Consider the following 25,093-nt stretch of genomic DNA (forward strand, 5'->3'; position numbering starts at 1 on the left):
GTATAAACGAATTAGGTAGAGGATTCAAGATGGCTACTGGAAAGATTGTCCAGGTAATCGGCGCCGTAGTTGACGTCGAATTCCCTCAGGACGCAGTACCACAAGTGTACAGCGCCCTTGAGGTTAAAAATGGTGATGTTCGTCTGGTGCTGGAAGTTCAGCAGCAGCTGGGCGGCGGCGTGGTTCGTACCATCGCCATGGGTTCTTCCGATGGCCTGAAGCGTGGCCTGGAAACGGTTGACCTGAAGCACCCGATCGAAGTACCTGTTGGTGTGGCAACACTGGGCCGTATCATGAACGTGCTGGGTGAGCCAATCGATATGAAAGGCGACATCGGCGAAGAAGAGCGTTGGGCAATTCACCGCGCAGCACCTTCATACGAAGATCAGTCTAACTCGCAGGAACTGCTGGAAACCGGCATCAAGGTTATCGACCTGATGTGTCCGTTTGCCAAAGGCGGTAAAGTGGGACTGTTCGGTGGTGCGGGTGTGGGTAAAACCGTAAACATGATGGAGCTGATCCGTAACATTGCGGCAGAGCACTCAGGTTTCTCGGTATTTGCGGGCGTAGGTGAGCGTACTCGTGAGGGTAACGACTTCTACCACGAAATGACCGACTCCAACGTTATCGATAAAGTGTCCCTGGTCTATGGCCAGATGAACGAGCCACCAGGAAACCGTCTGCGCGTTGCGCTGACCGGCCTGACTATGGCTGAGAAGTTCCGTGACGAAGGTCGTGACGTGCTTCTGTTCATCGATAACATCTATCGTTACACCCTGGCCGGTACGGAAGTCTCCGCTCTGCTGGGTCGTATGCCTTCTGCGGTAGGTTATCAGCCAACGCTGGCGGAAGAGATGGGCGTTCTGCAGGAACGTATCACCTCAACCAAAACCGGTTCAATCACTTCTGTACAGGCCGTTTACGTCCCTGCGGATGACTTGACTGACCCGTCACCAGCCACCACCTTTGCGCACCTTGATGCAACCGTGGTACTGAGCCGTCAGATCGCTTCCCTGGGTATCTACCCGGCGGTTGACCCACTGGATTCTACCAGCCGTCAGCTGGATCCACTGGTTGTTGGTCAGGAACACTATGACACTGCACGTGGCGTTCAGTCACTGCTGCAGCGTTATCAGGAACTGAAAGACATCATTGCCATCCTGGGTATGGACGAACTGTCAGAAGAAGACAAACTGGTGGTAGCACGCTCTCGTAAGATGCAGCGCTTCCTGTCCCAGCCGTTCTTCGTGGCAGAAGTCTTCACCGGTTCACCGGGCAAATACGTGTCGCTGAAAGATACCATCCGTGGCTTTAAAGGCATCATGGAAGGTGAATTCGACCATATGCCAGAGCAGGCTTTCTACATGGTGGGTTCTATCGAAGAAGCCGTGGAAAAAGCGAAGAAACTGTAATTCTGGTTTCTCAGGAGGTTAACAATGGCTATGACTTTTCACCTGGACGTTGTCAGCGCAGAACTGCAAATGTTCACAGGCACTGTGCAGAGCATCCAGGTTTCAGGTAGCGAAGGTGAGTTGGGTATTCGTCCAAACCACGCCCCGCTTCTGACCGCCATTAAGCCTGGTATGATTCGCATCGTTAAGCAGCACGGCGACGAAGAGGTGATTTATCTCTCTGGCGGCGTACTGGAAGTGCAGCCTGGCGCGGTCACCGTGCTGGCTGACACAGCGATCCGCGGCAGCGATCTTGATGAAGCTCGCGCGCTGGAAGCGAAACGCAAAGCCGAAGAGCATATGAACAGCTCTCACGGTGACGTTGACTTCGCTATGGCGTCTGCGGAACTGGCTAAAGCGATCGCCAAACTGCGTGTGATCGAGTTAACCCGTAAAGCGATGTAATTCAGGTTTAAACAGTAAAATGCCAGTCAGGAAACTGACTGGCATTTTTTTATGCTTCACCTCAGCCATCCGTAGTCGTAAGTTTCCCTGCGATAGACTCGTCGGACATGTCACCATCGCCAGACCCCCTTACCTCCTGAACCGCATCAGACCATGAGGCTAGCCATGCAGGAATCGAAACCTCCTTTTTTTACGCCGCGCCTGTTCGGTTTAGTACTGCAGAACCGGAGCGATGAATTTGAAAAGTCCCCTTTTATACGGCGAAAAAACTGCACTGAGAGCGGCGGTTAAAGATGTTTTTTGCCGAAAAATATGTAGTAATTACGCCCTTAAACCGCTTAACTTCGTTTAACTCAGAATTAGTCAGGATGTCTATGTCAAACCGCCCGATGAGCGTGGTGATCCTTGCCGCCGGTAAAGGAACCCGAATGTATTCCGAACTGCCAAAAGTGTTGCACGAGCTGGCAGGCAAACCGATGGTTCAGCACGTGATTGATGCGGCAAAAGCACTTCATGCGCAGCGCATCAATCTGGTTTATGGCCACGGGGGGGATCTTCTGAAAAGCACCCTCAATGATGATTCGCTTAACTGGGTGCTTCAGGCAGAGCAGTTGGGCACCGGCCATGCTATGCAGCAGGCTGCGCCCTGTTTTGCCGATGACGAAGACATCCTGATGCTGTATGGCGATGTGCCGTTGATCTCTGTAGAGACGCTGAGTCGTTTACAGATGGCGAAGCCAGAGGGCGGCATTGGCCTGCTGACGGTGATCCTCGATAACCCAACCGGTTACGGGCGTATCATTCGTGAACAGGGTCAGGTCGTGGGCATCGTTGAACATAAGGATGCTACGCCAGACCAGATGCTCATCACTGAGATTAATTCCGGCATCCTGGTGGCCAATGGTGCCGATCTTAAACGCTGGCTCGGTAAGCTGAACAACAATAACGCCCAGGGTGAATATTATATCACCGATATTATTGCCCTTGCCCATCAGGAAGGCCGACAGATTAATGCGGTGCATCCCTCACGCGCGACGGAAACTGACGGCGTGAACAACCGCTTACAGCTGGCGACGCTGGAGCGTGTTTACCAGGCCGCGCAGGCAGAGAAGTTGCTGCTGGCCGGTGTAATGCTGCGGGATCCGGCGCGCTTCGATCTGCGGGGTGAGCTGGTGCATGGGCGTGACGTCATTATCGACACCAATGTCATTATTGAAGGCAACGTGACGCTGGGCGATCGCGTCATTATCGGCAGCGGCTGCGTGATTAAAAACAGCGTGATTGCTGATGACAGCGTGATCAGCCCTTACAGCGTCATTGAAGATGCGCAGCTGGCTCCGTGCTGTACCGTCGGGCCATTTGCCCGCCTGCGTCCGGGCAGTGAGCTGGCCGAAGGGGCACACGTCGGTAATTTCGTTGAGATGAAAAAAGCCCGGTTGGGCAAAGGTTCGAAAGCGGGCCATCTGAGCTATCTTGGAGATGCTGAGATTGGGGCAAACGTCAATATCGGTGCCGGTACCATTACCTGCAATTACGACGGCGTGAATAAATCGAAAACGATTATCGGTGATGATGTGTTTGTCGGCTCGGATACCCAGCTGATTGCCCCGGTGACCGTGGCGGCGGGCGCCACCATTGCCGCCGGTACGACCATAATGAAAAATGTCCCGGCAGCAGGCCTGGTGTACAACCGTAAAGAGCAACAGCTGAATACCGGCTGGCAGCGCCCGGAAAAGAAAAAATAAGTTTTCATCAGGCTGAACACGATTTCAGCCGGTAAAAAGCAGTAAATATAAAAATAATCCCCACTCTACAAGGCTCGGGGAACCGGAATAACGCGTCATCCTTCAGGCCGCACAGGCGCTGACTGCGCCCGTTTTCTCAGGCACAGGATCTTCTGTGCTGCAGGGACGTCACGAACGTGCCGCCTGAATGAATGAGCGTATTACCGGAATATTCAGGTCAGAAGACAACGCTGATGCCGCTGAACGGCATCATGTCAGGAAATTAACTATGTGTGGAATTGTTGGTGCTGTAGCGCAGCGTGATATTGCGGAAATCCTGCTTGAAGGGTTGCGTCGTCTGGAGTATCGGGGCTATGACTCTGCGGGTCTGGCCGTGGTTGATCATCAAGGGCATGCCACCCGCCTTCGTCGTCTGGGTAAGGTTCAGAACCTTGCTGAAGCGGCAGAAACCACCGCGCTGGTGGGAGGCTCGGGTATTGCGCATACCCGCTGGGCTACGCATGGAGAGCCATCGGAAGCGAATGCGCATCCGCATATCTCTGAGCAGATCATCGTTGTCCACAACGGGATTATTGAGAATCATGAACCGCTGCGCGAGCAGCTTATCGCCCGGGGTTATACCTTCGCTTCCGAAACTGACACCGAAGTGGTGGCACATCTGGTTCACTGGGAGCAGAAGCAGGGCGGCTCACTGCGTGAGGTTGTGCAGCGTGTGATCCCTGCACTGCGCGGCGCATACGGCATGGTTATTATGGACAGCCGCGATCCGTCGACGGTTGTGGCGGCCCGCTCCGGCAGCCCGCTGGTCATTGGCCGTGGCGTGGGTGAAAACTTTATTGCTTCTGACCAGCTGGCGTTACTGCCGGTTACCCGCCGCTTTGTCTACCTGGAAGAGGGCGACATTGCTGAAATTACCCGCCGTGATGTGACTATCTTCGACCGTAGCGGCACGCAGGTGAAACGCGCAGAGATCGAGTCTAACGCACAGTATGACGCCGGTGACAAAGGCGTTTACCGTCACTACATGCAGAAAGAAATCTACGAACAGCCGGTCGCCATTAAAAATACCCTGAGCGGTCGCTTCAGCCACGGCGAAGTTGACCTTTCCGAGCTGGGGCCGCAGGCGGATACCCTGCTGGCAAACGTTGAGCATATTCAGATCGTTGCCTGTGGCACTTCCTACAATTCCGGTATGGTTTCGCGTTACTGGTTTGAGTCACTGGCAAACGTACCCTGCGATGTCGAGATTGCTTCTGAATTCCGTTATCGCAAATCTGCGGTGCGTAAAAACAGTCTGCTGATCACCCTTTCTCAGTCGGGAGAAACGGCGGATACGCTGGCGGCACTGCGTCTGTCGAAAGAGCTGGGATACCTGGGCTCACTGGCCATCTGTAACGTGGCCGGCTCATCACTGGTGCGTGAGTCAGACCTGGCGCTGATGACTAAAGCGGGCACCGAAATTGGCGTCGCGTCCACCAAAGCGTTCACCACGCAACTGACCGTACTGCTGATGCTGGTGGCGAAAATCGGTCGTCTGAAAGGCGTTGACCCGCAGGTGGAACACGACATTGTCCACTCCCTGCAGGCCTTGCCAAGCCGCATCGAGCAGATGTTGTCGCAGGATGAGCTGATTGCTTCGCTGGCGGAAGATTTCTCTGACAAGCATCATGCGTTGTTCCTGGGCCGTGGCGATCAGTATCCAATCGCGATGGAAGGGGCGCTGAAGCTGAAGGAGATCTCCTATATTCATGCGGAAGCTTACGCAGCCGGTGAACTGAAGCACGGGCCGCTGGCACTGATCGATGCCGATATGCCGGTGATTGTGGTGGCACCGAACAATGAGCTGCTGGAAAAACTGAAATCAAATATCGAAGAGGTGCGTGCCCGTGGTGGCCTGCTTTATGTCTTCGCCGATATTGATGCCGGTTTTGCTAACAGCGAAGGGATGAGGATTATTCCGCTGCCGCATGTCGAAGAGGTTATCGCACCTATTTTTTATACCGTGCCGTTGCAGCTACTGTCCTATCACGTTGCCCTGATCAAAGGCACCGACGTCGATCAGCCGCGTAACCTGGCGAAATCCGTTACGGTAGAATAATCCGGCGTTCAGTACCGCTACCCCGCACAGCAGTCCGGCATTACTGTAACAAACAGTATGCCGGACTTTTTTTGTCCAAATATCCTTATTCGCTTTCTTTAAGATGAACGCTCACATCTGATGTTAAGGGAACAGGATGAAAAAGATGAAAACCGGATTATGTCTGATCACGCTCTGTCTGGTCGCTCAGGGGGTGGCGGGATCCACGTCTGCTGCCAGCTGCCCGGTGCCGCTGACCACCTGCCCAAGGCCACTGGATAAAAACCTCCCCGACGTAAAAAACATGCTTACCTGGACGCCTGAGGAGCGTGTTATCGGTTTTCGTAACGACTATCGCTCCTATCCTGGCGATATTTTCAGAGCGGGTAAACCCGTCCCCCTTCCCGTCGTTCACCATGCTCTTTCACGCGTGGCCTATGAATATCAGGGGCACAAATACACGTTGTTAAACTACCTTCACCGTAACAACGTGACCGGCTTCATGGTCATTAAAAACGGTCACATCGTCTGGGACCATTACGACAAGGGCAATACAAAAACCACCCTCTGGACGTCACGCTCGGTCGGTAAATCGGTCGTATCGACGCTGGTGGGCATTGCCCTGAAGCGGGGACAAATAGCCTCACTGGATGATGAGGCCGGTAAATACAACCCTGCTGTGCGGGGGACGGCGTGGGAACATGTACCCTTGCGCAGCCTGTTGCAACATACCTCCGGTGTGACATGGAACGAAGATTATACCGACCCGACCTCTGATTTTGCCCGGCTGACGCAGTGTGAGGCAGGCAAGGATACCTATGCGTGCGTCAGTAAGCTGATACTGGATCCTCAGCGGAAGGCCTATGCCAGACCTGGCGTGATCTGGTCTTACTCGTCTGGCGGCGCCTGGGTATTAGGCGACACGCTGGAAAAAGCCACTGGTGAAACGCTGGCCCGCTATCTGCAGGATACTATCTGGCAGCCTTACGGCATGGTGAATGATGGCGTCTGGCACAGCTACCTGCCGGGTAAACATGACGTCGGCGCTCACGGGTTTAATGCCACTCTCGAAGACTGGGGCAAGTTTGGGCTGTTCGTGATGAACGATGGTGTTCTGCCTGATGGCACCAGGACCCTGCCCGATGGCTGGGTAAAAGAGGCTACTCGCTGGACCCGTGCGCAAAACTCAGTGACACCCGATTATCCTCACGGACAGTTCGGTTTCCAGTGGTGGAACAGCAGCGTACCGCTGGACACCAAAAAAGCGCGTCCTGTGGAGGGGTTAACCCGCGATAAGGCGCTGTCGGCTGAGGGGATTTATGGTCAGATGATCGCCATCGATCGGCAGCAGAAACTGGTGATTGTGCAGTGGTCGACCTGGCCTCAGGCCGAGCCTGCAGCAAATAAGCAGCCGCTCGAAGCCTCTTTGATGTTTAATGCGATTGCGAATGCGCTGGCAGAACATAATGTTAACTAGCCTGACGGGAAAAAGCGGTCAGGCATCGGTAATACGCGTCTTCGGGTGACGTGACCGGGCTTGAGTGCGGGATGGCAAGGCAGACGGATACGCTGCCTCTTTCGCTATCCTGTTTTTTTTACGCGTAATGACTTCGGATGCGTAAAGGCCTGGTAAGAATACTCCCCATGATAACAGCCCATCCCGGAGATACCCACGCCGCCAAAAGGCAGATAAGGCGAAGCCGCATGAAGCAGCAGCGCGTTGATCCCGGCATCTCCCGACGGGATGGTGTCAATGAGGGCACGGGCGCGGTCAGTGTCGCGGGAAAAAACATAGGCTGCCAGCGGCTGTGGATGATAAGTATTAATAAGTGTCGCAATCTCCTGCTCGCTGTCGAAAGTCAGTACGGGAAAGATCGGACCAAACAACTCCTGCTGCATGGTGCTGTCGTGAAAGCTGACATTGTCCACGATAGCGGCGCCAAAAAAGCGCTGTGCCTTATCCGATGCTCCGCGCCAGACAATCTTTCCGTCGCTGCTGGCGAGGATTTTTTCCAGGCGTGTGTAAGCCGCGTTGGAAACTATCCTGCCGTGGCTGCCAGCCACACCAAACCTGCTATTTAGCGCCGTGCACAGTTGACTGACGATTTGTGGTTTAAACCGCCTGTCGATATAAAGGTAATCCGGGGCCACGCAGGTTTGACCACTGTTGATCATCTTACTGGCGACCAGCTCGGCCACCACTACTTCCGGGTCGGCATCCTCCAGCACAATCGCCGGACATTTACCGCCCATTTCCAGCAGTACCGGGGTGAGATGCTTCGCCGCGGCGGCCATCACGACTTTTCCCACCAGTGGGCTGCCGGTGAAGAAAATCAGGTTAAACGGCAGCGTAAGCAGAAACTCATTTTCTTCTTTTGCCCCCTGGCAGACGTGGATATAGTCTGGTTCAAAGGTTCTGTTGATGATTTTCTCAATCACCGCAGAGGCGGCGGGCGTGGCTTCAGAGGGCTTGATAATAGCGGTGTTGCCGCCGACAATAGCCCCAATCAGCGGACAAACGCTAAGGAACAGGGGGTAGTTAAACGGCCCGATGATATAGTTAACACCATACCCCTCCCGCGTAATATAGCTTTCACTGTTGCCCAGTGATGGTGGGGTCGGTACCTTTTTCTCGACGGACCACTCATCAAGATGGCTGATGGCGTAGTTGATTTCATTCACCAGCGGGGCGATTTCAGCCTGTTCCACGCCTGCTTCGCTGCGGCCGAGATCGGCCCACATCGCCTGATAAATCTCCTCTTTGTGGCCCAGTAGCGCGTTTTTTAATTTACCCAGCTGGTTTTTTTTAAACGTATTATCCCGGGTGATGCCGGATAAAAAGAGGGTTTTCTGCCGGTGAAAAATCTCGAGTAACGCTCCCTTCTCTTTCGACTCCATTGCGCCTGCTCCTTTATATCCGGTAGCTTTTATCGACGATCAGCACGGGCTTGATGGTGACGCCGCTGGCGGAGTCCGCTCTTGCCTGATTGATGTCTGCAAGGTCATAGAATTTCACTAACTTCTCAAACGGGAACTCCCCACGCTGATGCCACTCAATCAACTGCGGTACGGAAACCTGAGGAATGGCATTGCCCATGAGAATGCCGACGACACGTTTGCCGGAGGCGACCAGGCTGCGCATCGGATTAAAGGTTAAATCGTGGCGCGTGACGGCCAGCGGGGCCAGCGTACCGCCCGTCGCCAGCGCATCCAGCGCACTTTTCATCACCGCAGACAGGCCGGTGGTGTCGATGGCGTAATTGACACCCTTGTCCTGGGTGAGGCTGGCAATGGCGCTGACCACCTCGCTTTGGCTGCTGTTAATGGTATCGGTCGCACCCAGTTCGCGCGCCAGCGACAGGCGGGGATCATGGATATCAATCGCAATGATGTGCCGGCATCCGGCAATTTTTGCCGCCATGATCGCCGCCATACCGACAGCCCCGGTACCAAAGACAGCAATGTCAGAACCGGGCTGCGGTTTCAGTCCGTTGAATACCGTCGATGAACCCGTTAACAACCCACAACCCAGCGGTGCCATCAGACGCAGGTCTGCCGTTTTATCCACGACGATCAGGTTGTTGAGGCGGGTATGGCAATGGGTGGCAAAAGAGGACTGGGAGAACATCGTAGACACCTTCTCCCCATCGGGCTTCAGCAGCACGGCGCTGCCGTCATGGCGGAACCCTCCGGCGTTCATCATTCCCCAATCCTGGCAGCGAGAGGGTTGGCCCTGACGACACTGAGCGCAGCCACCGCAGTAAGCGTAAGACATCACGACGTGATCGCCCGCGTTAATCCCTTTCACCGATCGCCCCACCTCCTCAACGATCCCTGAACCTTCGTGGCCAAGTACGCCCGGAAAAAAATGTTCTTCATCACCCACGCGCAGCGCTTCGTCGGAATGACAGATCCCGGAGGCGACGACTTTTACCCGCACCTCATCGTCGCGTAAGGCCGTCAGCTCCAGCGTCTCCAGCTGGTAGGGGGCATTGACGTGGTTGATGACCGCAGCCGTTATTTTCATGGTGGTTATCTCCTGTCCTGTGGAAGGGAAAAAGTAGCACCATGAAAAACCAGCGCAGCGGCAGGAAGTGTGATCGCATTAAAAGCCTGATGCGGGCGCGGGGAAGCCATCTTGTGATGAGGGAATTCCGGTGGGGTGTGTCACAAAAGTGTCATATTTCGTACATTTTACTGTCACCAAACTGTCCTATTTTGCCTCCAGCAGCAATCATAATTATATCCTTCATACTTCAAGCTGCAGGTGCGTTGGCTACATTCGCTCACCCGAATCACTTACAACAGTAAGCTCATCGGGATTCGCTCATTTGTCGCCGGCCTGCAACCCGAATTATTTTGGCTATAGATAAACACGGCAACTGGCCTGACTTTTTAATCCCGTGGAGGGAACATGACACTGATGCACAAAACCCTGGCTCAATTCGTCGCAGTAACCCTGTCTCTCAGCGCCGTTTCTGCCATGGCCGCTACCAATCTCACTGGCGCAGGCGGGACATTCCCGGCACCGGTGTACAATAAGTGGGCAGCAGAGTACAACACCGCGACGGGTAGCCAGGTTAACTATCAGGGTATCGGTTCTTCCGGCGGCGTTAAGCAGATTATTGCTAAAACCGTAGATTTCGGTGCTTCAGATGCACCGATGAAAGACGAAGATTTAGAAAAAAATGGCCTGTTCCAGTTTCCGACAGTTATTGGCGGGGTGGTACTGGCGGTTAATATTCCTGGTATCAAATCTGGACAGCTGACCCTGGACGGCAAGACCGTGGGTGATATCTATCTGGGCACCATTAAAAAGTGGAATGACCCGGCGATCACCAAGCTGAACCCGGGCGTGAAACTGCCTGATTCCAACATCAACGTGGTACGCCGCGCTGACGGTTCCGGTACATCATTCGTGTTTACCAGCTACCTGTCTAAAGTGAACAGTGACTGGAGCAGCAAGGTCGGTAAAGGCAGCACCGTTAACTGGCCAACCGGTCTGGGCGGCAAGGGTAACGACGGCGTGGCCGCCTTCGTTCAGCGTCTGCCGGGCTCCATCGGTTACGTAGAGTACGCTTACGCTAAACAAAACAGCCTGGCGTACACCAAGCTGGTGGATGCGGATGGCAAAGCCATTGAGCCAGGTGAGAAGAGCTTTAGCGACGCAGCGAAAGGGGCTGACTGGAGCAAGTCATTTGCTCAGGACCTGACCTTCCAGAAAGGCGACAATGCGTGGCCGATCACCTCCACGACCTTTATCCTGGTGCACAAAGAGCAGGCTAACGCTGAGAAAGGCGCTGCCGTACTGAAGTTCTTTGACTGGGCTTATAAAAACGGCGGCAAAACCACCGCGAGCCTGGACTATGCTTCCCTGCCTGATTCAGTGGTAGAGCAGATCCGTAGCGCCTGGAAAAAAGAAGTGAAAGACAGCTCTGGCAAAGCCCTGTACTAAGCCACGGCAGTAACGCACCACCGCAGGTGGTGCGTATGACCCCCATGGGCAGGTTAGCCTTGCCCGATACGTATCTGCAGTAACAGACTCGAGAATTCTATGGCTGAAACCAAGCCGGCATTCAAGGCCCCCGGAAAACAGGGTGACATCATCTTCGGCGCACTGGTCAAACTGGCTGCGCTGATCGTGCTGTTGCTGCTCGGCGGCATCATTGTCTCCCTGATCATCTCCTCGTGGCCGAGCATCCAGAAATTTGGCTTCTCGTTCCTGTGGAACAAAGAGTGGGATGCCCCTAACGAACAGTTTGGTGCGCTGGTGCCGATTTACGGCACCGTCGTGACCTCCATTATTGCCCTGCTTATCGCTGTCCCGGTGAGCTTCGGCATCGCCCTGTTCCTGACGGAACTTGCACCCAACTGGCTGCGTCGCCCGCTGGGCGTGGCGATTGAACTGCTGGCGGCGATCCCCAGTATTGTTTACGGCATGTGGGGCCTGTTTATCTTTGCTCCGCTGTTTGCCACCTACTTCCAGCAGCCGGTCGGTGACGTACTGGCTAACGTACCGATTGTTGGCACCCTGTTCTCCGGCCCGGCTTTTGGTATCGGGATTCTGGCCGCCGGGATTATCCTCGCGATTATGATTATCCCTTACATCGCCTCAGTGATGCGTGACGTATTCGAGCAGACGCCGGTCATGATGAAGGAGTCCGCTTACGGTATCGGCTGTACCACCTGGGAAGTGATGTGGCGTGTGGTACTGCCATTCACCAAAAATGGGGTGATTGGCGGCGTGATGCTGGGTCTGGGGCGTGCGCTGGGCGAAACGATGGCGGTGACCTTTATTATCGGTAACACCTACCAGCTCGACAGCGCATCGCTGTTTATGCCGGGCAACAGTATTACCTCTGCGCTGGCCAACGAATTTGCTGAAGCCGAGTCGGGTGTGCATACCGCTGCGCTGATGGAGCTGGGGCTGATCCTGTTTGTGATTACCTTTATCGTGCTGGCCTGTTCGAAACTGATGATCCTGCGCCTGGCGAAAAGTGAAGGAGCACGTTCATGACCACGATGGAATTACAGTCGCGTGACGAACTGTTAGCCTCACGCCGCAAAATGCAGGCGTGGCGCCGGATGAAAAACCGGATTGCCCTGACCCTGTCGTTACTGACCATGGCATTTGGTTTGTTCTGGCTGGTATGGATCCTGTTTTCAACCGTCACACGCGGTATTGATGGCATGACGATGTCGCTGTTCACCGAAAATACCCCGCCACCGAATACGGCAGGCGGTGGTCTGGCGAATGCCCTGGCGGGCAGCGGGCTGCTGATCTTCTGGTCAACGGCCGTCGGTACGCCACTGGGCATTATGGCGGGCATCTATCTGGCCGAATATGGCCGTAAATCCTGGCTGGCCGAAGTCACCCGCTTTATTAACGACATCCTGCTGTCTGCGCCGTCGATTGTGGTGGGGTTGTTTGTTTACACCATCGTGGTGGCACAGATGAAGCACTTCTCTGGCTGGGCCGGCGTGGTCGCTCTGGCACTGTTGCAGATCCCGATAGTTATCCGTACCACAGAAAACATGCTGAGACTGGTACCGGACAGCCTGCGTGAAGCAGCCTATGCACTGGGAACGCCGAAGTGGAAGATGATTTCAGCGATCACCCTGAAGGCGTCCGTGTCGGGCATCCTGACCGGTGTGCTGCTGGCGATTGCCCGCATTGCCGGGGAGACAGCGCCCCTGCTGTTTACCTCGCTGTCGAATCAGTTCTGGAGCACCGATATGATGCAGCCGCTGGCAAACCTGCCGGTGACCATCTTTAAATTCGCCATGAGCCCGTTTGCCGAATGGCAGAGTCTGGCCTGGGCGGGTGTGCTGATTATTACGCTGTGCGTACTGTTACTGAACATCCTGGCACGCGTGATCTTCGCCAAGAGCAAACATTAATTGAGCAGCGCGGCGGTAGCGGCGCGGACTGAGTGAGATAAAAATGATTAATACTTCCGCTAAGATGATTCAGGTTCGTGATTTGAACTTCTATTACGGAAAATTCCATGCGCTGAAAAACATCAATCTGGATATTGCGAAAAACCAGGTGACGGCGTTTATCGGCCCATCAGGCTGCGGTAAATCCACCCTGCTGCGCACCTTTAACAAGATGTTTTCACTTTATCCTGAGCAGCGTGCTGAAGGTGAGATCCTGCTGGATGGTGAAAATATTCTGACCGCCAGCCAGGACATTGCCCTGCTGCGTGCCCGCGTCGGGATGGTATTCCAGAAGCCGACACCGTTCCCGATGTCGATTTATGACAATATTGCCTTCGGCGTGCGTCTGTTTGAAAAGCTGTCCCGTGCCGACATGGACGAACGCGTGCAGTGGGCGCTGACCAAAGCCGCGCTGTGGACCGAAACCAAAGACAAGCTGCATCAGAGCGGCTACAGTCTTTCCGGTGGACAGCAGCAGCGTTTGTGCATTGCCCGTGGTATTGCCATTCGCCCTGAGGTTTTGTTGCTGGACGAACCCTGCTCTGCGCTGGATCCGATTTCAACCGGGCGAATTGAAGAGCTGATTACAGAGCTGAAACAGGATTACACCGTGGTGATCGTGACGCACAATATGCAGCAGGCCGCGCGCTGCTCTGATCACACCGCGTTTATGTACCTCGGCGAACTGATTGAATTTAGCGATACCGACACGCTGTTCACCAAGCCGCATCAGAAGCAAACTGAAGATTACATCACCGGCCGCTACGGTTGAGTTGACTGGAGAATACAATGGATAGCTTGAATCTGAACAAACACATCTCCGGCCAGTTTAACGCCGAGTTGGAGCACATCCGCACCCAGGTGATGACCATGGGCGGCATGGTTGAGCAGCAGCTGACGGATGCCATCACTGCGATGCACAACCAGGATGGCGAGCTGGCGAATAAAGTGATTGAAGGCGATCACAAGGTCAACATGATGGAAGTGGAGATTGATGAAGCCTGCGTGCGCATCATCGCCAAACGTCAGCCGACCGCCAGCGATTTACGTCTGGTGATGGCAATCATCAAAACTATCTCCGAGCTGGAACGTATCGGTGATGTGGCCGAGAAGATTTGTCGTACCGCGCTGGAGAAGTTCACGCAGCAGCACCAGCCGCTGCTGGTGAGCCTGGAGTCGATGGGCCATCACACGATCCAGATGCTGCACGACGTACTGGACGCCTTCGCGCGTATGGATCTCAATGCGGCGGTAGAAATCTATCGTGAAGATAAGAAAGTTGACCAGGAGTATGAGGGCATCGTCCGTCAGCTGATGACCTATATGATGGAAGACCCGCGCACCATCCCCAGCGTGCTGACGGCGCTGTTCTGCGCCCGTGCTATCGAGCGCATCGGTGACCGCTGCCAGAACATTTGTGAAATTATCTTCTACTTCGTGAAAGGCCAGGATTTCCGTCACGTCGGCGGTGACCAGCTGGATAAACTGCTGACCGGTGACGACAGCGGCGAAAATAATCCGGGTTAAGATCTGCTGAGGCGTGCCCGGATTGCGGCACGCCTTACCTCCCCCCTGCATTCACCTCATTACTTTTTCGTCTGGATACCGCGCACCGTCCTACTTATACTTGCGGCAAAATTCTTATGAAAAGGTCAGTAAAGCATGTCAGTTTCCTCCCCGGATAAACGCAGCGTTACGCCAGGAAAGGCGATGGTTGCTGCGGTCAGCGGCTATGCAATGGACGGTTTTGATCTGCTGATCCTCGGCTTTATGCTGCCTGCGATCAGCCTGTCTCTGGCGTTAAACCCTTCACAGGCCGGTTCGCTGGTGACCTGGACCCTAATCGGTGCAGTGCTGGGGGGCATTATTTTTGGCCATATCAGCGATCGGTTTGGCCGTATCCGCGTCCTGACGTTCACTATTTTGATGTTTTCTGTCTTTACCGGGCTGTGCGCGGTGGCGCAGGGATACTGGGATCTGCTGGCTTACCGTACCCTGGCCGGAATGGGGCTGGGCGGTGAGTTCGGCATCGGCATGGCACTGATTGCCGAGGTCTGGCCTGCTAATAAGCGCAACCGTGCCTCGGCGTGGGTCGGCATGGGCTGGCAGCTGGGCGTACTGATGGCGGCATTTATCACCCCGCTTCTGCTGGATATTATCGGCTGGCGCGGTATGTTTCTGGTCGGGCTCCTGCCTGCGCTGGCATCGTTTGTAATTCGCCGCGGTATGGGGGAGCCGGATGCCTTCACCGAACATGTGGACGTCAATCAGGGGCTGTCATTCTCTGCCCGTATTAAGCTGCTGTTTGCCGATGTGGCGACCACAAAAGCCAGCATCGGCATTTTCATCCTCTGTTCAGTACAAAACTTTGGTTACTATGGCCTGATGATCTGGATGCCAAGCTACCTCTCCACGACATTTGGCTTTTCCCTGACCAAATCCGGGCTGTGGACGGCGGTAACGGTAGTCGGTATGACCTTCGGTATCTGGCTGTTTGGCCTGCTGGCCGATCGCTTTGCGCGCTGGAAAATTTTCCTGATCTATCAGGTCGGTGCCGTGGTGATGGTGGTGGTGTATGCCCAGTTGCAAAACCCAACGGTAATGCTCTTTACCGGCGCACTGATGGGGATGTTTGTTAACGGGATGATAGGTGGCTATGGCGCGCTCATCTCGGATACCTATCCGGTAAAAGTCCGCGCCACGGCGCAGAACGTTCTGTTTAATCTGGGGCGGGGCGTGGGGGGCTTTGGTCCGCTGGTGATTGGCCTGCTGGTGAGCCAGTGGTCGTTTGCTGCTGCGATTACGCTGCTGGCCCTGATCTACGTGCTGGATATCGTTGCCACGCTGTTCCTGCTGCCGAAAAAGCAGAGCAATGACGATGTTCTGGGGGCGATAGGCTGACCGACCGTCGTCCTGTGCGGGAGTCACCGCGCAGGACGACAAAGACAATACGCCCGCGTCATCCTTTTCTCTGCGATCGTATTATTGAGTACACCGACCTGATCTGACCCGTTCTTCTCCTCCTTCTGTGTAATGTTTACAAATAAAAACATTACAACAAACATGGCGCATAATTAATTTTTGCGATTTATTATTTTTTATATAACTGGCCATATGGGTGATCAGGTCGCTTTTATCAGTGTTATGCATATAAAATATCGATAAATTATTCCCATTAACGCTTTTTGAACATTTATTGTTGTTTACAGCCTAAAAGAAACTGGTTAACGTTACCCCCCGCAAGGTGGCAGACTGTTTTCAGCGAAGGAGCGATCTCTGCCCGCATCCTCCTGAGATATAGCCGTTATTCACCATCACTATTAAAAATATTTTTGTACTCTGTCTTGCCATGATAATGGTCAGGTTTTGGCGGAGCCTGCCTGCTGATATTGCTGGGGCAGGATAATGAAGGAACAGGCTGCATGACAGTAAGTGGTTGGTATTTAATTTTTTGTAAGTATGGACGCATGGAACAGGCTGAGGAGTCGCTGGAAAAAATAGGAGCTACCACCTTTTGTCCGATGATGACGCGCAAAAAAAATGGCGCAGGTTCTCAACACATCAGGGCCAGCGTTGAGCCGATGTTTCCTCCTTATCTGTTCGTTAACATTGACGCTGACCTCATCAATACCGCCAGGATAAATGCCTTGCCAGGGGTCAGTTATATAGTCAAGTTTGGCCGTGAACCCCGGCCCTTACCGCAAAGCCTGATTGAAGCATTGATGAGAAGAGCCTTTAACAATAATAGCTTGCCTGTCAGTCAGATTAAAAAAGACCATAATCTGATGAAAATGGAAGAAAGACTGCAAAAAATAAAAGATGGCAACAGTTATGGGTTACTCTCTTTTTTGCATGAAATGATTATGTCAGAAATAAGGCTGAACCGTGTCGAATAATTAAAATAATATTCATATTATATCGGTGTGTTAATACTGTTGATTGTTTTTTTTATTCATTTCGTGATGCTTTTTAGACGCCAGGTAAAAGGAGGATCTGATAGATATGAGAATAAAAAAAACACCGGTAGCGCAAAAAAAATGTCAAATGCTACATCAGTTATCGTTAATTTGTAGCGAGATTGACGCCAGACGGGGAGAGGGAGGGGCCTTACAGCAGCCGGAGGTTTGGCCTAAAACCCGGGATTTAGCGGACAGCTGCGGTGAGAGCATTTATATTACCCGCACTCTGCTTCTCCAACTGGTAGCCGAGGGAAAAGTGATTAAACACTCTTCCCTGCTGTTGAAGTCACTACGTTGGTATATCAACAAAAATAACAGCGCTTAGTTTTTTACCCCTGATGAGCATCACCTGAACAACGGGTGGAACAGTCTGCCAGGGCTAACACTCCGGAGTAGTAACGCGGGCCAGGCTGATTGTGTCCGGCCGCGTGACGATGAAAAATACAGGAGTGTCCGATCATTCGCGTGACTGTACTCAGCGGGTCAGTTGCCAGCCGCGCGCCTGCCACAGCCCGGGTAGCTGTGCCATATCGTTAAATACCGTTACCAGCGGATGATCGAGGGGCGGGTTATGGGCATCGACGCAGTAATAGAATACCGGGATCCCGGCCGCAATGCCGGCCTTTGCCCCGGCTTCAGAGTCATCCACCAGGATGCAGTGCTCAATCGCGACCCCCATCTCCCGGGCTGCATGGAACATCAGCGCCGGTTCTGGCTTCCAGTGTCCGATATCGTAACCACTGTACAGGCGATCGCCGAAGAAGGTGCGCATCCCGGTCAGACCAAGCGAATGTTCCATTTTGGGAACCGTACCGTTGGAGACAACACACATCGGCACGCTCACTTTTTCCAGTAAGGCTTTAGCTCCCGCAATCGGTTTCAGTTCACGTTCAAACAGACGGGCCACTTCCCGGCGATAGGCGGGTTCAAGTACCTCCACAGAGGCCGTGAGCTGATGCTGCTGGCAGACGTCGGCGATGATGTCATACAGCTTCACGCCTTTGTATTTCTCGAACATCTCCTGCAACGACAGCGTGACACCAAACTCCGCGAAGGTGTTGACGTATGCCTGAGTACAGAGCATTTCACTGTCGACCAGCGTACCGTCACAATCAAAAAAAATGCATTCCACTGACATCCTGCTTCCTTATAAGTTCTGATGGGCTGATAACGGATAGTAACGTGAAGGCGGGGGACATTTCGATAATTGATCGTACCCCTCCTGTTTTTCACGGTCAGCAGCGTCAATTCCGGTTAACGGTAGTGATCAGACGATAAAAACAGCGCAATCGGTTGCGAAAAAACCGCGTGATCAATATCCCAACGTCTGAATTTTGGGGTAGGATATCGGCCGACAACTTTTCTCCGTTCTGGAAACACATAATGACGAATCCCGGTCTGTTACAACGGATTTTTAAATTGCAGGAGCATGGCACCACCGTACGTACTGAGGTGATTGCTGGTTTCACTACGTTCCTGACGATGGTCTACATCGTTTTTGTTAACCCCCAGATTCTGGGCGTGGCAGGCATGGATACTCAGGCCGTCTTTGTGACGACCTGTCTGATTGCCGCCTTTGGCAGTATTTTGATGGGCCTGGTGGCGAATCTGCCGGTTGCACTGGCTCCGGCAATGGGTCTGAACGCCTTCTTTGCCTTTGTGGTGGTTGGTGCGATGGGCATTTCATGGCAGATCGGTATGGGGGCGATTTTCTGGGGCGCTGTTGGCCTGCTGCTGCTGACGATTTTCCGTGTGCGCTACTGGATGATCGCCAATATCCCGTTGAGCCTGCGAGTGGGGATCACCGCCGGTATTGGCCTGTTTATCGCCATGATGGGGCTGAAAAATGCAGGCATCATTGTGGCCAATGAAGCGACGCTGGTGTCGGTGGGCAACCTCACCTCTCACAGCGTACTGCTGGGTGCGCTGGGCTTCTTTATTATCGCTATTCTCGCCTCACGCAATATCCATGCTGCGGTGCTGGTGTCGATCGTGGTGACTACCGGTATTGGCCTGGCCATCGGTGACGTGAAGTACACGGGGATCTTTTCTGCGCCACCGGCGGTGACCTCGGTGCTGGGGCAGGTCAACCTGAAGGATTCGCTTAACATCGGTATGGCAGGGATTATCTTCTCCTTTATGCTGGTAAACCTGTTTGACTCCTCCGGGACGCTGATTGGCGTAACCGATAAAGCAGGCCTGACTGATGAGAACGGTAAGTTTCCCCGTATGAAACAGGCGCTGTACGTCGACAGCATCAGTTCCGTCGCCGGTTCCTTTATCGGCACCTCTTCCGTCACCGCCTATATCGAAAGCTCATCCGGTGTTTCTGTCGGCGGCCGTACGGGATTAATGGCGGTAGTGACCGGTGTCCTGTTCCTGCTGGTGATGTTCCTGTCACCGCTGGCAGGCATGGTGCCTGCTTACGCGGCAGCGGGTGCGCTGATTTATGTGGGGGTTCTGATGACCTCCAGTCTGTCGCGCGTAAAATGGGATGATCTGACCGAAGCGGTACCGGCATTTGTTACTGCGGCAATGATGCCGTTCAGTTTCTCAATTACGGAAGGGATTGCTCTGGGCTTTATCTCTTACTGCGTGATGAAGCTGGGAACCGGTCGCTGGCGTGAAATCAGCCCGTGCGTGGTGGTGGTGGCACTACTGTTTGTCCTGAAAATTGCCTTCGTCGACGCACATTAATCTGGCTGACGGGGAGCGGAAACGCGACCCGTCATCTCTGTCAGGAGTAGTTGAGCTGTTTTTCTGTCGGTATGCTCGTCAGACGTAACGTACGTGGCCCCAGATTCTGAGCACTGATGTTCAAATCGCGTAACGATTCCCACCCTTCATTCTCGTTATATTCCCACAGGCGCAATCTGTCTGTCCCTGGCGATAATGCACAGGACCAGACCAGTAACGGCTCAACATCACACAAGGCGTGAATATCAGGCCAGGTCACCGAGCGCATTCGTCCGGAGGCCGGGTGTAAGCGCAGAGAGCTGCTTCCCTCTTCCCCTTCACCTTCACCGGTGAGCTTCAGGATACTCTGGCGCAGCGTCCAGAGTTGCGTTGAAGCTTCAATAGCATCGTTTTGGGCGTTAATCCACGCCTTCTCACCGGAGGAGAGGCACTTGAAATGGTACTCCATCGTCTGGCGACTGTGCGCACGAACAATTTCCATATCCAGCCCGGCCCGTCCGCCTTCTTCCGCCAGCACCACGCCAACCATACTGCCGGCATAGGCAAAGCTGAAATCCGGCAGGTCTGGGTCGGCAAAACAGGGGCGTCCGTTGGCGGTGGTGATCAACTCCGGAAGCGTGGGCATCCCATATACGCGTTGCATTAGTTCTGCCAGCAAGGTACGGGCAGCCAGATAACGAGCGCGCCGTTTCTCAGAGAATCGGTTAGCGTGCTCTACTATTTGCAGTGGGAGTCGGTGTACCCGGGTTCGTGTGTGGGCGAGAGCCCAACGTGCAAAATGACTTGCCATCTGTCGCTCCGTGAAAATGGTCGGATAATCATCGCTGTTATTGTAAGAATATTCTTATCAAATTACACCTGAGAATCCATTCTCAGGGTCATTTTAGGACTATTGTCACTCTTTATGGACAGATTGCTGGTGCAATAGAGCGATTTTGCAGATGCGTTACTTCCCGATACAGAAACTTGAGAAAATACGCCCCAGCAGATCATCGGAGCTGAACTCTCCCGTGATCTCACTCAGCGACTGCTGCGCCAGCCGCAGCTCTTCTGCCAGTAATTCACCCGCCCATGCACCCAGTAGCTGGTCTTTGCCCTGCTGTAAGTGAGTGGCTGCTAACTCAAGTGCCTGCAGATGGCGACGACGGGCCAGAAAGCCGCCTTCCATATTGCCTGAGAAACCCATGCTCTGTTTCAGGTGGTCACGCAGTACGTCTATGCCATCACCGGTCCGGGCAGAAAGGCGAATAAGTGAGTGACCATTTACTTCCTCAATCCCCAGCACCTCGCCGGTCATGTCCGCTTTATTACGTACAACCGTAATCGGTAACGCTGGCGGTAAACGGGCGATAAAGTCTGGCCAGATAGCGGCGGGCTCTGTTTCGCCGGTGGTAGTGCCATCGACCATAAACAGCACCCGGTCGGCCTGTTCAATCTCATTCCAGGCTCGTTCGATGCCGATGCGCTCAACTTCGTCACCGGCTTCGCGCAGTCCTGCGGTATCAATAATATGCAGCGGCATGCCGTCTATATGAATATGCTCACGCAGCACATCGCGGGTTGTCCCGGCAATATCGGTGACGATCGCCGCTTCGCGTCCGGCCAGTGCGTTCAGCAGGCTGGATTTACCGGCATTAGGGCGGCCGGCAATCACCACTTTCATCCCTTCGCGCAGCAGGCTGCCCTGACGGGCTTCAGCGCGCACACTCTCCAGGTCGGCGATCACCTGATGCAGCTGTGCCTCGATTTTGCCGTCAGAAAGGAAGTCGATCTCCTCGTCCGGAAAGTCGATGGCAGCCTCGACATAGATCCGCAGGTGAGTGAGTGCTTCCACCAGATGATTGACGCGCGCGGAGAAAACGCCCTGCAGCGAGTTGACCGCAGAACGTGCGGCCTGCTCTGAACTGGCATCAATCAGGTCGGCAATCGCCTCTGCCTGGGCCAGGTCCAGCTTGTCATTGAGGAAGGCACGCTCGGAAAACTCCCCCGGGTTAGCGATGCGCAGCCCGGGCAGTGTGACAATACGCTTCAGCAGCAGATCGAGGATCACCGGGCCACCGTGGCCCTGCAATTCCAGCACGTCTTCACCGGTAAATGAGTTCGGGCCTGGGAACCACAGTGCGATCCCCTGGTCCAGCGTGCTGCCGTCAGCATCGCGGAAAGGCAGGTAGTCGGCGTAGCGTGGCTTTGGCACTTTGCCCAGTAGCAGCTGCGCGACGTCGGCAGCTTTGCTACCGGAAACACGCAGAATACCGACTCCCCCACGGCCCGGAGGCGTCGCCTGTGCGACGATAGTATCGCTATGGCTCATATTGGATTCTCTTTTTGGAAAAAAAAAGGCGGTCATGATGACCGCCTTAGTGTAAGCATTGTACGTACCGTTAGCACGGGGCTGACCCTCTGTTTCGGTCAGCCCGTAACATCAAACGCGTTACGCTTTTTTCTTGTCGCGGCTGTGCAGACCACGCTTTTCCAGGCCGCGATAAATCAGCTGCTGCTGGAGAATGGTCACCAGGTTACTGACGATGTAGTACAGCACCAGACCTGAAGGGAACCACAGGAAGAACACGGTGAAGATGACCGGCATAAAGGTCATGATCTTCTGCTGCATCGGGTCGGTCACTGTGGTTGGCGACATCTTCTGAATGAAGAACATCGTGATACCCATCAGGATCGGCAGGATGTAGTACGGGTCCTGTGCGGCCAGGTCATGGATCCACAGTGCGAACGGTGCATGACGCAGTTCGACTGAGCCCATCAGCATGTAGTACAGGGCCAGGAAGATTGGCATCTGGATAACCAGCGGCAGACAGCCACCCAGCGGATTCACTTTCTCCGCCTTATACAGCGCCATCATCTCCTGACTCATCTTCTGCTTATCGTCGCCTAAACGCTCACGCATTGCCTGGATCTTTGGCTGCAGCATACGCATTTTCGCCATGGAGGTGTACTGCGCCTTGGTCAGCGGGTACATGATGCCACGAACGATAAAGGTGATAACGATAATCGAGAAGCCCCAGTTACCAATAAAGGTATGCAGGAATTTCAGCAGTTTAAACAGCGGTTGGGAGATAAACCACAGCCAGCCGTAATCCACGGTCAGATCCAGGTGGGGAGCCACGGCCGCCATCTTGTCCTGAATTTCCGGGCCAACCCACAGGGTGGCAGCCAGCTGCTGCTGGGAACCCGGCGCGATGCTCACCGGCGCAGACTTATAGCCAATGGCGGCAATACCGTTACCCAGATTGCTGGTGTACAGCGTGTTGATGCCTGCTGTCTGTGGTACCCATGCGGTCGCGAAATACTGCTGCAGCATCGCCACCCAACCGTTGTTGGTGGTGGTGCTCAGGTTTTCGTTGTCGCTGATTTTGTCGAATTTGTACTTCTCGTAGTTGGTCTCACTGCTGGAGTAAGCCGCACCACGGAACGTGTGCAGAGCAAAGTTGCTGCTGCCGGTATCGCGATGCTTCGGCAGGTCAATAGACTGCTTCAGCTGACCAAACATCGCCACTTCCAGCGGTTGCTGAGAGGCGTTGTTGATCTGATAGTCGACATTAATGGCGTATTCACCGCGCTTCAGTACGAAGGTTTTGGTGTAAGTTGCGCCGTTTTCAGCAGTAAAGGTCAGCGGGATACGCAGTTCACTCTGGCCATCAGCCAGTTCGAAGTGATCCTGAGCTGCGGTATACAGCGGACGTGCGCCGTTCGCCGGGTTATCCGGGCCATTACGACCGGTCAGGCCGCTCTGTGCCTGATACAGGAAGCCTGGCGTGGTTTCCAACAGCTGGAAAGGCTTGTCAGAACCCAGTGAGTCCGGGTATGTCAGCAATAACGCCTGGTCAATATCGCCACCGCGAGTATTGATGTTCAAAGACAGGACATCAGTCTTAACGGTGATCGTTTTGCCCTGTCCGCTGGCAGGGACACCCTGATTGGCGGCGTCACCGGCTGCGCTGTTCGTGTTCTGTGTGGTCTGGGTTTGCAATGGCTGCGGAGCGTGGTCCGTCTGCCAGGCTTGCCAGATCATAAAGGACACGAACAGAAAAGCGATGAGGAAAAGATTGCGTTGCGAATCCATCGTTAATGTTCTCTGGGATCAATGGTTATGTGGCGGCACCGGATCGTCGCCACCCGGGTTTAAGGGGTGGCATTTTAATATGCGTTTCATCGTCAACCAACTCCCTTTTACCATCCCAAACCTGCGCAATGCCTCAATACCGTATTGCGAGCAGGTGGGATGGAAACGGCAGTGGGGTCCTAACAGTGGGCTGATTACGCGTTGATAGACGCGTATCAGCCCGATCAGGACCCGCGAGCCAGGCGACAATGGCGACGCCATAATTTCTCCAACGCTTCCGTCAGTGCCTTATTATCCAGATCGGCAACACCCTTTTTCGCTACGATCACAAAGTCCATCGCGGGCAGTTCATGCTGACGCAGACGAAAGCTTTCGCGGGTCAATCGCTTGATCCGGTTACGTTCGTGGGCACGTTTAACATGTTTTTTTGCGACGGTAAGACCGATGCGGGGATGCCCCAGCGCGTTCAGGCGGCCGAGAATAGTAATTTGCGGCGTGCCAGCCCGTTGTGGCTGCTGGAAGACGAAAGTGAAATGAGTGGGAGTTAACAAACGTAACTCCCTGGGAAATGCGAGCTTAACCACTCAGCGGTTAGCTTTTATTACTTAGAAACGGTCAGACGAGAACGGCCTTTAGCACGACGACGTGCCAGAACCTGACGACCATTTTTATTTGCCATACGAGCACGGAAACCGTGTGAACGGTTGCGCTTCAGTACGGACGGTTGAAAAGTGCGTTTCATGGCGATTTCTACCTAAACTTGGAAAATTTCACTTGGTGACGCGTTATCTGGCCCGAAAAAACGACCGACGCCTCAGTGTGTCTTTAATAAAGAGGCGGGATTGTAATAATTGTACAGTCCAGAGTCAATTTACTTCGCGTGAAAAGCGCGCCTTGATTGCCCGTAGTGACTCACTGTTTCAGCCAAAAGGGCTATGGCGCCACACGCCGGGGCAAGAATTATACGGTGTCGGCTAAAAATCGCAAGGATCGAGCAGGATCTTCTTGCGATCCCGTTACATCAGAGTTGCGGCGATAACGTGACGGCACCATTAAATTTCAACGAATGCAGACGATCCTGAATGCCTTTTGCTCAGGGTGGCGTAAACTTATCCACGCCGTCAGTGCCTGTGGATAAATTGGATCAAAACTGTGTAGAAAGTGAAGATCTCTGCTGCGCTTTACGCTATGATCCGCCCTTCCGCTGACGATCCTCCGGGTCGGATCCTTCCCTGAAAGCA

At 53.9% G+C, this 25,093-nt stretch carries 21 protein-coding genes and 1 pseudogene; 13 read left to right on the forward strand and 9 right to left on the reverse strand.

What is annotated here, in order from left to right; all coding sequences use genetic code 11:
* Positions 1–29 precede the first annotated feature (29 nt).
* From atpD to K6L24_RS21455, 5 genes are all read left to right on the forward strand, one after another.
* Complete coding sequence (gene atpD / locus K6L24_RS21435) at positions 30–1,412, forward strand: F0F1 ATP synthase subunit beta (protein WP_062744102.1); 1,383 nt, start codon at positions 30–32, stop codon at positions 1,410–1,412.
* A gap of 24 nt (positions 1,413–1,436) precedes the next feature.
* On the forward strand, positions 1,437–1,856 hold the full coding sequence (locus tag K6L24_RS21440; protein ID WP_062744101.1) for a F0F1 ATP synthase subunit epsilon: 420 nt from the start codon (positions 1,437–1,439) through the stop codon (positions 1,854–1,856).
* A 374-nt stretch (positions 1,857–2,230) separates the two neighbouring features.
* Positions 2,231–3,601 (forward strand): bifunctional UDP-N-acetylglucosamine diphosphorylase/glucosamine-1-phosphate N-acetyltransferase GlmU, encoded by a 1,371-nt coding sequence (glmU, locus tag K6L24_RS21445; protein ID WP_062744100.1) that lies wholly within the window; start codon positions 2,231–2,233, stop codon positions 3,599–3,601.
* 268 nt (positions 3,602–3,869) lie between these two features.
* Positions 3,870–5,699: a glutamine--fructose-6-phosphate transaminase (isomerizing) gene (gene glmS / locus K6L24_RS21450; protein WP_222681815.1), complete on the forward strand. Its 1,830-nt coding sequence runs from the start codon at positions 3,870–3,872 to the stop codon at positions 5,697–5,699.
* A gap of 136 nt (positions 5,700–5,835) precedes the next feature.
* A complete protein-coding gene (locus tag K6L24_RS21455) occupies positions 5,836–7,155 on the forward strand; it encodes a serine hydrolase domain-containing protein (protein WP_118665137.1) in 1,320 nt (439 codons plus the stop codon).
* 104 nt (positions 7,156–7,259) lie between these two features.
* On the opposite strand, the gene mdlD is transcribed toward K6L24_RS21455, so the two are convergent.
* On the reverse strand, positions 7,260–8,576 hold the full coding sequence (mdlD, locus tag K6L24_RS21460) for an NAD(P)-dependent benzaldehyde dehydrogenase MdlD (RefSeq protein ID WP_222681816.1): 1,317 nt from the start codon (positions 8,574–8,576) through the stop codon (positions 7,260–7,262).
* Positions 8,577–8,589: 13 nt separating this feature from the next.
* A complete protein-coding gene (locus tag K6L24_RS21465; RefSeq protein ID WP_062744096.1) occupies positions 8,590–9,705 on the reverse strand; it encodes an NAD(P)-dependent alcohol dehydrogenase in 1,116 nt (371 codons plus the stop codon).
* A 387-nt stretch (positions 9,706–10,092) separates the two neighbouring features.
* Between K6L24_RS21465 and pstS the strand changes: the two genes are divergently transcribed.
* From pstS to K6L24_RS21500, 7 genes are all read left to right on the forward strand, one after another.
* Positions 10,093–11,133 (forward strand): phosphate ABC transporter substrate-binding protein PstS, encoded by a 1,041-nt coding sequence (gene pstS, locus K6L24_RS21470; protein WP_062744095.1) that lies wholly within the window; start codon positions 10,093–10,095, stop codon positions 11,131–11,133.
* Positions 11,134–11,232: 99 nt separating this feature from the next.
* Positions 11,233–12,195, forward strand: coding sequence for a phosphate ABC transporter permease PstC (gene pstC, locus K6L24_RS21475; protein WP_062744094.1), 963 nt, complete (start codon positions 11,233–11,235; stop codon positions 12,193–12,195).
* Positions 12,192–13,079 (forward strand): phosphate ABC transporter permease PstA, encoded by an 888-nt coding sequence (gene pstA / locus K6L24_RS21480; RefSeq protein WP_062744093.1) that lies wholly within the window; start codon positions 12,192–12,194, stop codon positions 13,077–13,079. Before pstC ends, pstA begins: the two co-directional genes overlap by 4 nt.
* Positions 13,080–13,122: 43 nt before the next feature.
* Positions 13,123–13,890 (forward strand): phosphate ABC transporter ATP-binding protein PstB, encoded by a 768-nt coding sequence (gene pstB / locus K6L24_RS21485; RefSeq protein WP_062744092.1) that lies wholly within the window; start codon positions 13,123–13,125, stop codon positions 13,888–13,890.
* Between the two features lie 17 nt (positions 13,891–13,907).
* Positions 13,908–14,645 carry a phosphate signaling complex protein PhoU gene (gene phoU / locus K6L24_RS21490; protein WP_062744091.1) on the forward strand — a complete coding sequence of 246 codons (738 nt, stop codon included), beginning with the start codon at positions 13,908–13,910 and terminating at the stop codon, positions 14,643–14,645.
* 135 nt (positions 14,646–14,780) lie between these two features.
* Positions 14,781–16,019 carry an MFS transporter gene (locus K6L24_RS21495; RefSeq protein WP_222681817.1) on the forward strand — a complete coding sequence of 413 codons (1,239 nt, stop codon included), beginning with the start codon at positions 14,781–14,783 and terminating at the stop codon, positions 16,017–16,019.
* Between the two features lie 521 nt (positions 16,020–16,540).
* A complete protein-coding gene (locus K6L24_RS21500) occupies positions 16,541–17,014 on the forward strand; it encodes a transcription termination/antitermination NusG family protein (protein ID WP_062744089.1) in 474 nt (157 codons plus the stop codon).
* Positions 17,015–17,552: 538 nt separating this feature from the next.
* Here K6L24_RS21500 and yieH read toward each other — a convergent pair.
* Positions 17,553–18,215: a 6-phosphogluconate phosphatase gene (yieH, locus tag K6L24_RS21510; protein WP_062744087.1), complete on the reverse strand. Its 663-nt coding sequence runs from the start codon at positions 18,213–18,215 to the stop codon at positions 17,553–17,555.
* A gap of 245 nt (positions 18,216–18,460) precedes the next feature.
* On the opposite strand from yieH, the gene K6L24_RS21515 reads away from it, so the two are divergent.
* Positions 18,461–19,774: an NCS2 family permease gene (locus tag K6L24_RS21515; protein WP_062744086.1), complete on the forward strand. Its 1,314-nt coding sequence runs from the start codon at positions 18,461–18,463 to the stop codon at positions 19,772–19,774.
* Positions 19,775–19,814: 40 nt separating this feature from the next.
* Here the strand turns inward: K6L24_RS21515 and K6L24_RS21520 are convergent, their stop codons facing one another.
* The 6 genes and pseudogenes from K6L24_RS21520 to rpmH form a co-directional block, all read right to left on the reverse strand.
* Complete coding sequence (locus K6L24_RS21520) at positions 19,815–20,564, reverse strand: 4'-phosphopantetheinyl transferase family protein (protein WP_137268975.1); 750 nt, start codon at positions 20,562–20,564, stop codon at positions 19,815–19,817.
* A gap of 156 nt (positions 20,565–20,720) precedes the next feature.
* Positions 20,721–22,085 carry a tRNA uridine-5-carboxymethylaminomethyl(34) synthesis GTPase MnmE gene (gene mnmE / locus K6L24_RS21525; RefSeq protein ID WP_062744140.1) on the reverse strand — a complete coding sequence of 455 codons (1,365 nt, stop codon included), beginning with the start codon at positions 22,083–22,085 and terminating at the stop codon, positions 20,721–20,723.
* Positions 22,086–22,205: 120 nt separating this feature from the next.
* Entirely contained in the window at positions 22,206–23,852 is a 1,647-nt protein-coding gene (yidC, locus tag K6L24_RS21530; RefSeq protein ID WP_062744084.1) for a membrane protein insertase YidC, read from the reverse strand.
* A 2-nt stretch (positions 23,853–23,854) separates the two neighbouring features.
* Positions 23,855–24,113: pseudogene (yidD, locus tag K6L24_RS21535) on the reverse strand (membrane protein insertion efficiency factor YidD).
* A complete protein-coding gene (gene rnpA, locus K6L24_RS21540; RefSeq protein ID WP_062744083.1) occupies positions 24,077–24,436 on the reverse strand; it encodes a ribonuclease P protein component in 360 nt (119 codons plus the stop codon). Before rnpA ends, yidD begins: the two are co-directional and overlap by 37 nt.
* A gap of 17 nt (positions 24,437–24,453) precedes the next feature.
* Positions 24,454–24,594, reverse strand: coding sequence for a 50S ribosomal protein L34 (gene rpmH / locus K6L24_RS21545; RefSeq protein ID WP_003023858.1), 141 nt, complete (start codon positions 24,592–24,594; stop codon positions 24,454–24,456).
* Positions 24,595–25,093 lie beyond the last annotated feature (499 nt).

It is taken from the genome of Erwinia persicina, from assembly GCF_019844095.1.
GTDB classification, from domain to species: Bacteria; Pseudomonadota; Gammaproteobacteria; order Enterobacterales; family Enterobacteriaceae; genus Erwinia; species Erwinia persicina.

What these genes read in the sequence shown, in the direction of transcription:
- pstC (WP_062744094.1), top strand. Translation starts at nt 11,233, where the DNA reads ATGGCTGAAACCAAGCCGGCATTCAAGGCCCCCGGAAAACAGGGTGAC.
- phoU (WP_062744091.1), top strand. Translation starts at nt 13,908, where the DNA reads ATGGATAGCTTGAATCTGAACAAACACATCTCCGGCCAGTTTAACGCC.
- mnmE (WP_062744140.1), bottom strand. Translation starts at nt 22,085, where the DNA reads ATGAGCCATAGCGATACTATCGTCGCACAGGCGACGCCTCCGGGCCGT.
- K6L24_RS21500 (WP_062744089.1), top strand. Translation starts at nt 16,541, where the DNA reads ATGACAGTAAGTGGTTGGTATTTAATTTTTTGTAAGTATGGACGCATG.
- pstS (WP_062744095.1), top strand. Translation starts at nt 10,093, where the DNA reads ATGACACTGATGCACAAAACCCTGGCTCAATTCGTCGCAGTAACCCTG.
- mdlD (WP_222681816.1), bottom strand. Translation starts at nt 8,576, where the DNA reads ATGGAGTCGAAAGAGAAGGGAGCGTTACTCGAGATTTTTCACCGGCAG.
- K6L24_RS21495 (WP_222681817.1), top strand. Translation starts at nt 14,781, where the DNA reads ATGTCAGTTTCCTCCCCGGATAAACGCAGCGTTACGCCAGGAAAGGCG.
- yidC (WP_062744084.1), bottom strand. Translation starts at nt 23,852, where the DNA reads ATGGATTCGCAACGCAATCTTTTCCTCATCGCTTTTCTGTTCGTGTCC.
- pstA (WP_062744093.1), top strand. Translation starts at nt 12,192, where the DNA reads ATGACCACGATGGAATTACAGTCGCGTGACGAACTGTTAGCCTCACGC.
- K6L24_RS21440 (WP_062744101.1), top strand. Translation starts at nt 1,437, where the DNA reads ATGGCTATGACTTTTCACCTGGACGTTGTCAGCGCAGAACTGCAAATG.
- K6L24_RS21515 (WP_062744086.1), top strand. Translation starts at nt 18,461, where the DNA reads ATGACGAATCCCGGTCTGTTACAACGGATTTTTAAATTGCAGGAGCAT.
- atpD (WP_062744102.1), top strand. Translation starts at nt 30, where the DNA reads ATGGCTACTGGAAAGATTGTCCAGGTAATCGGCGCCGTAGTTGACGTC.
- glmU (WP_062744100.1), top strand. Translation starts at nt 2,231, where the DNA reads ATGTCAAACCGCCCGATGAGCGTGGTGATCCTTGCCGCCGGTAAAGGA.
- K6L24_RS21465 (WP_062744096.1), bottom strand. Translation starts at nt 9,705, where the DNA reads ATGAAAATAACGGCTGCGGTCATCAACCACGTCAATGCCCCCTACCAG.
- rpmH (WP_003023858.1), bottom strand. Translation starts at nt 24,594, where the DNA reads ATGAAACGCACTTTTCAACCGTCCGTACTGAAGCGCAACCGTTCACAC.
- yieH (WP_062744087.1), bottom strand. Translation starts at nt 18,215, where the DNA reads ATGTCAGTGGAATGCATTTTTTTTGATTGTGACGGTACGCTGGTCGAC.
- K6L24_RS21520 (WP_137268975.1), bottom strand. Translation starts at nt 20,564, where the DNA reads ATGGCAAGTCATTTTGCACGTTGGGCTCTCGCCCACACACGAACCCGG.
- K6L24_RS21455 (WP_118665137.1), top strand. Translation starts at nt 5,836, where the DNA reads ATGAAAAAGATGAAAACCGGATTATGTCTGATCACGCTCTGTCTGGTC.
- glmS (WP_222681815.1), top strand. Translation starts at nt 3,870, where the DNA reads ATGTGTGGAATTGTTGGTGCTGTAGCGCAGCGTGATATTGCGGAAATC.
- pstB (WP_062744092.1), top strand. Translation starts at nt 13,123, where the DNA reads ATGATTAATACTTCCGCTAAGATGATTCAGGTTCGTGATTTGAACTTC.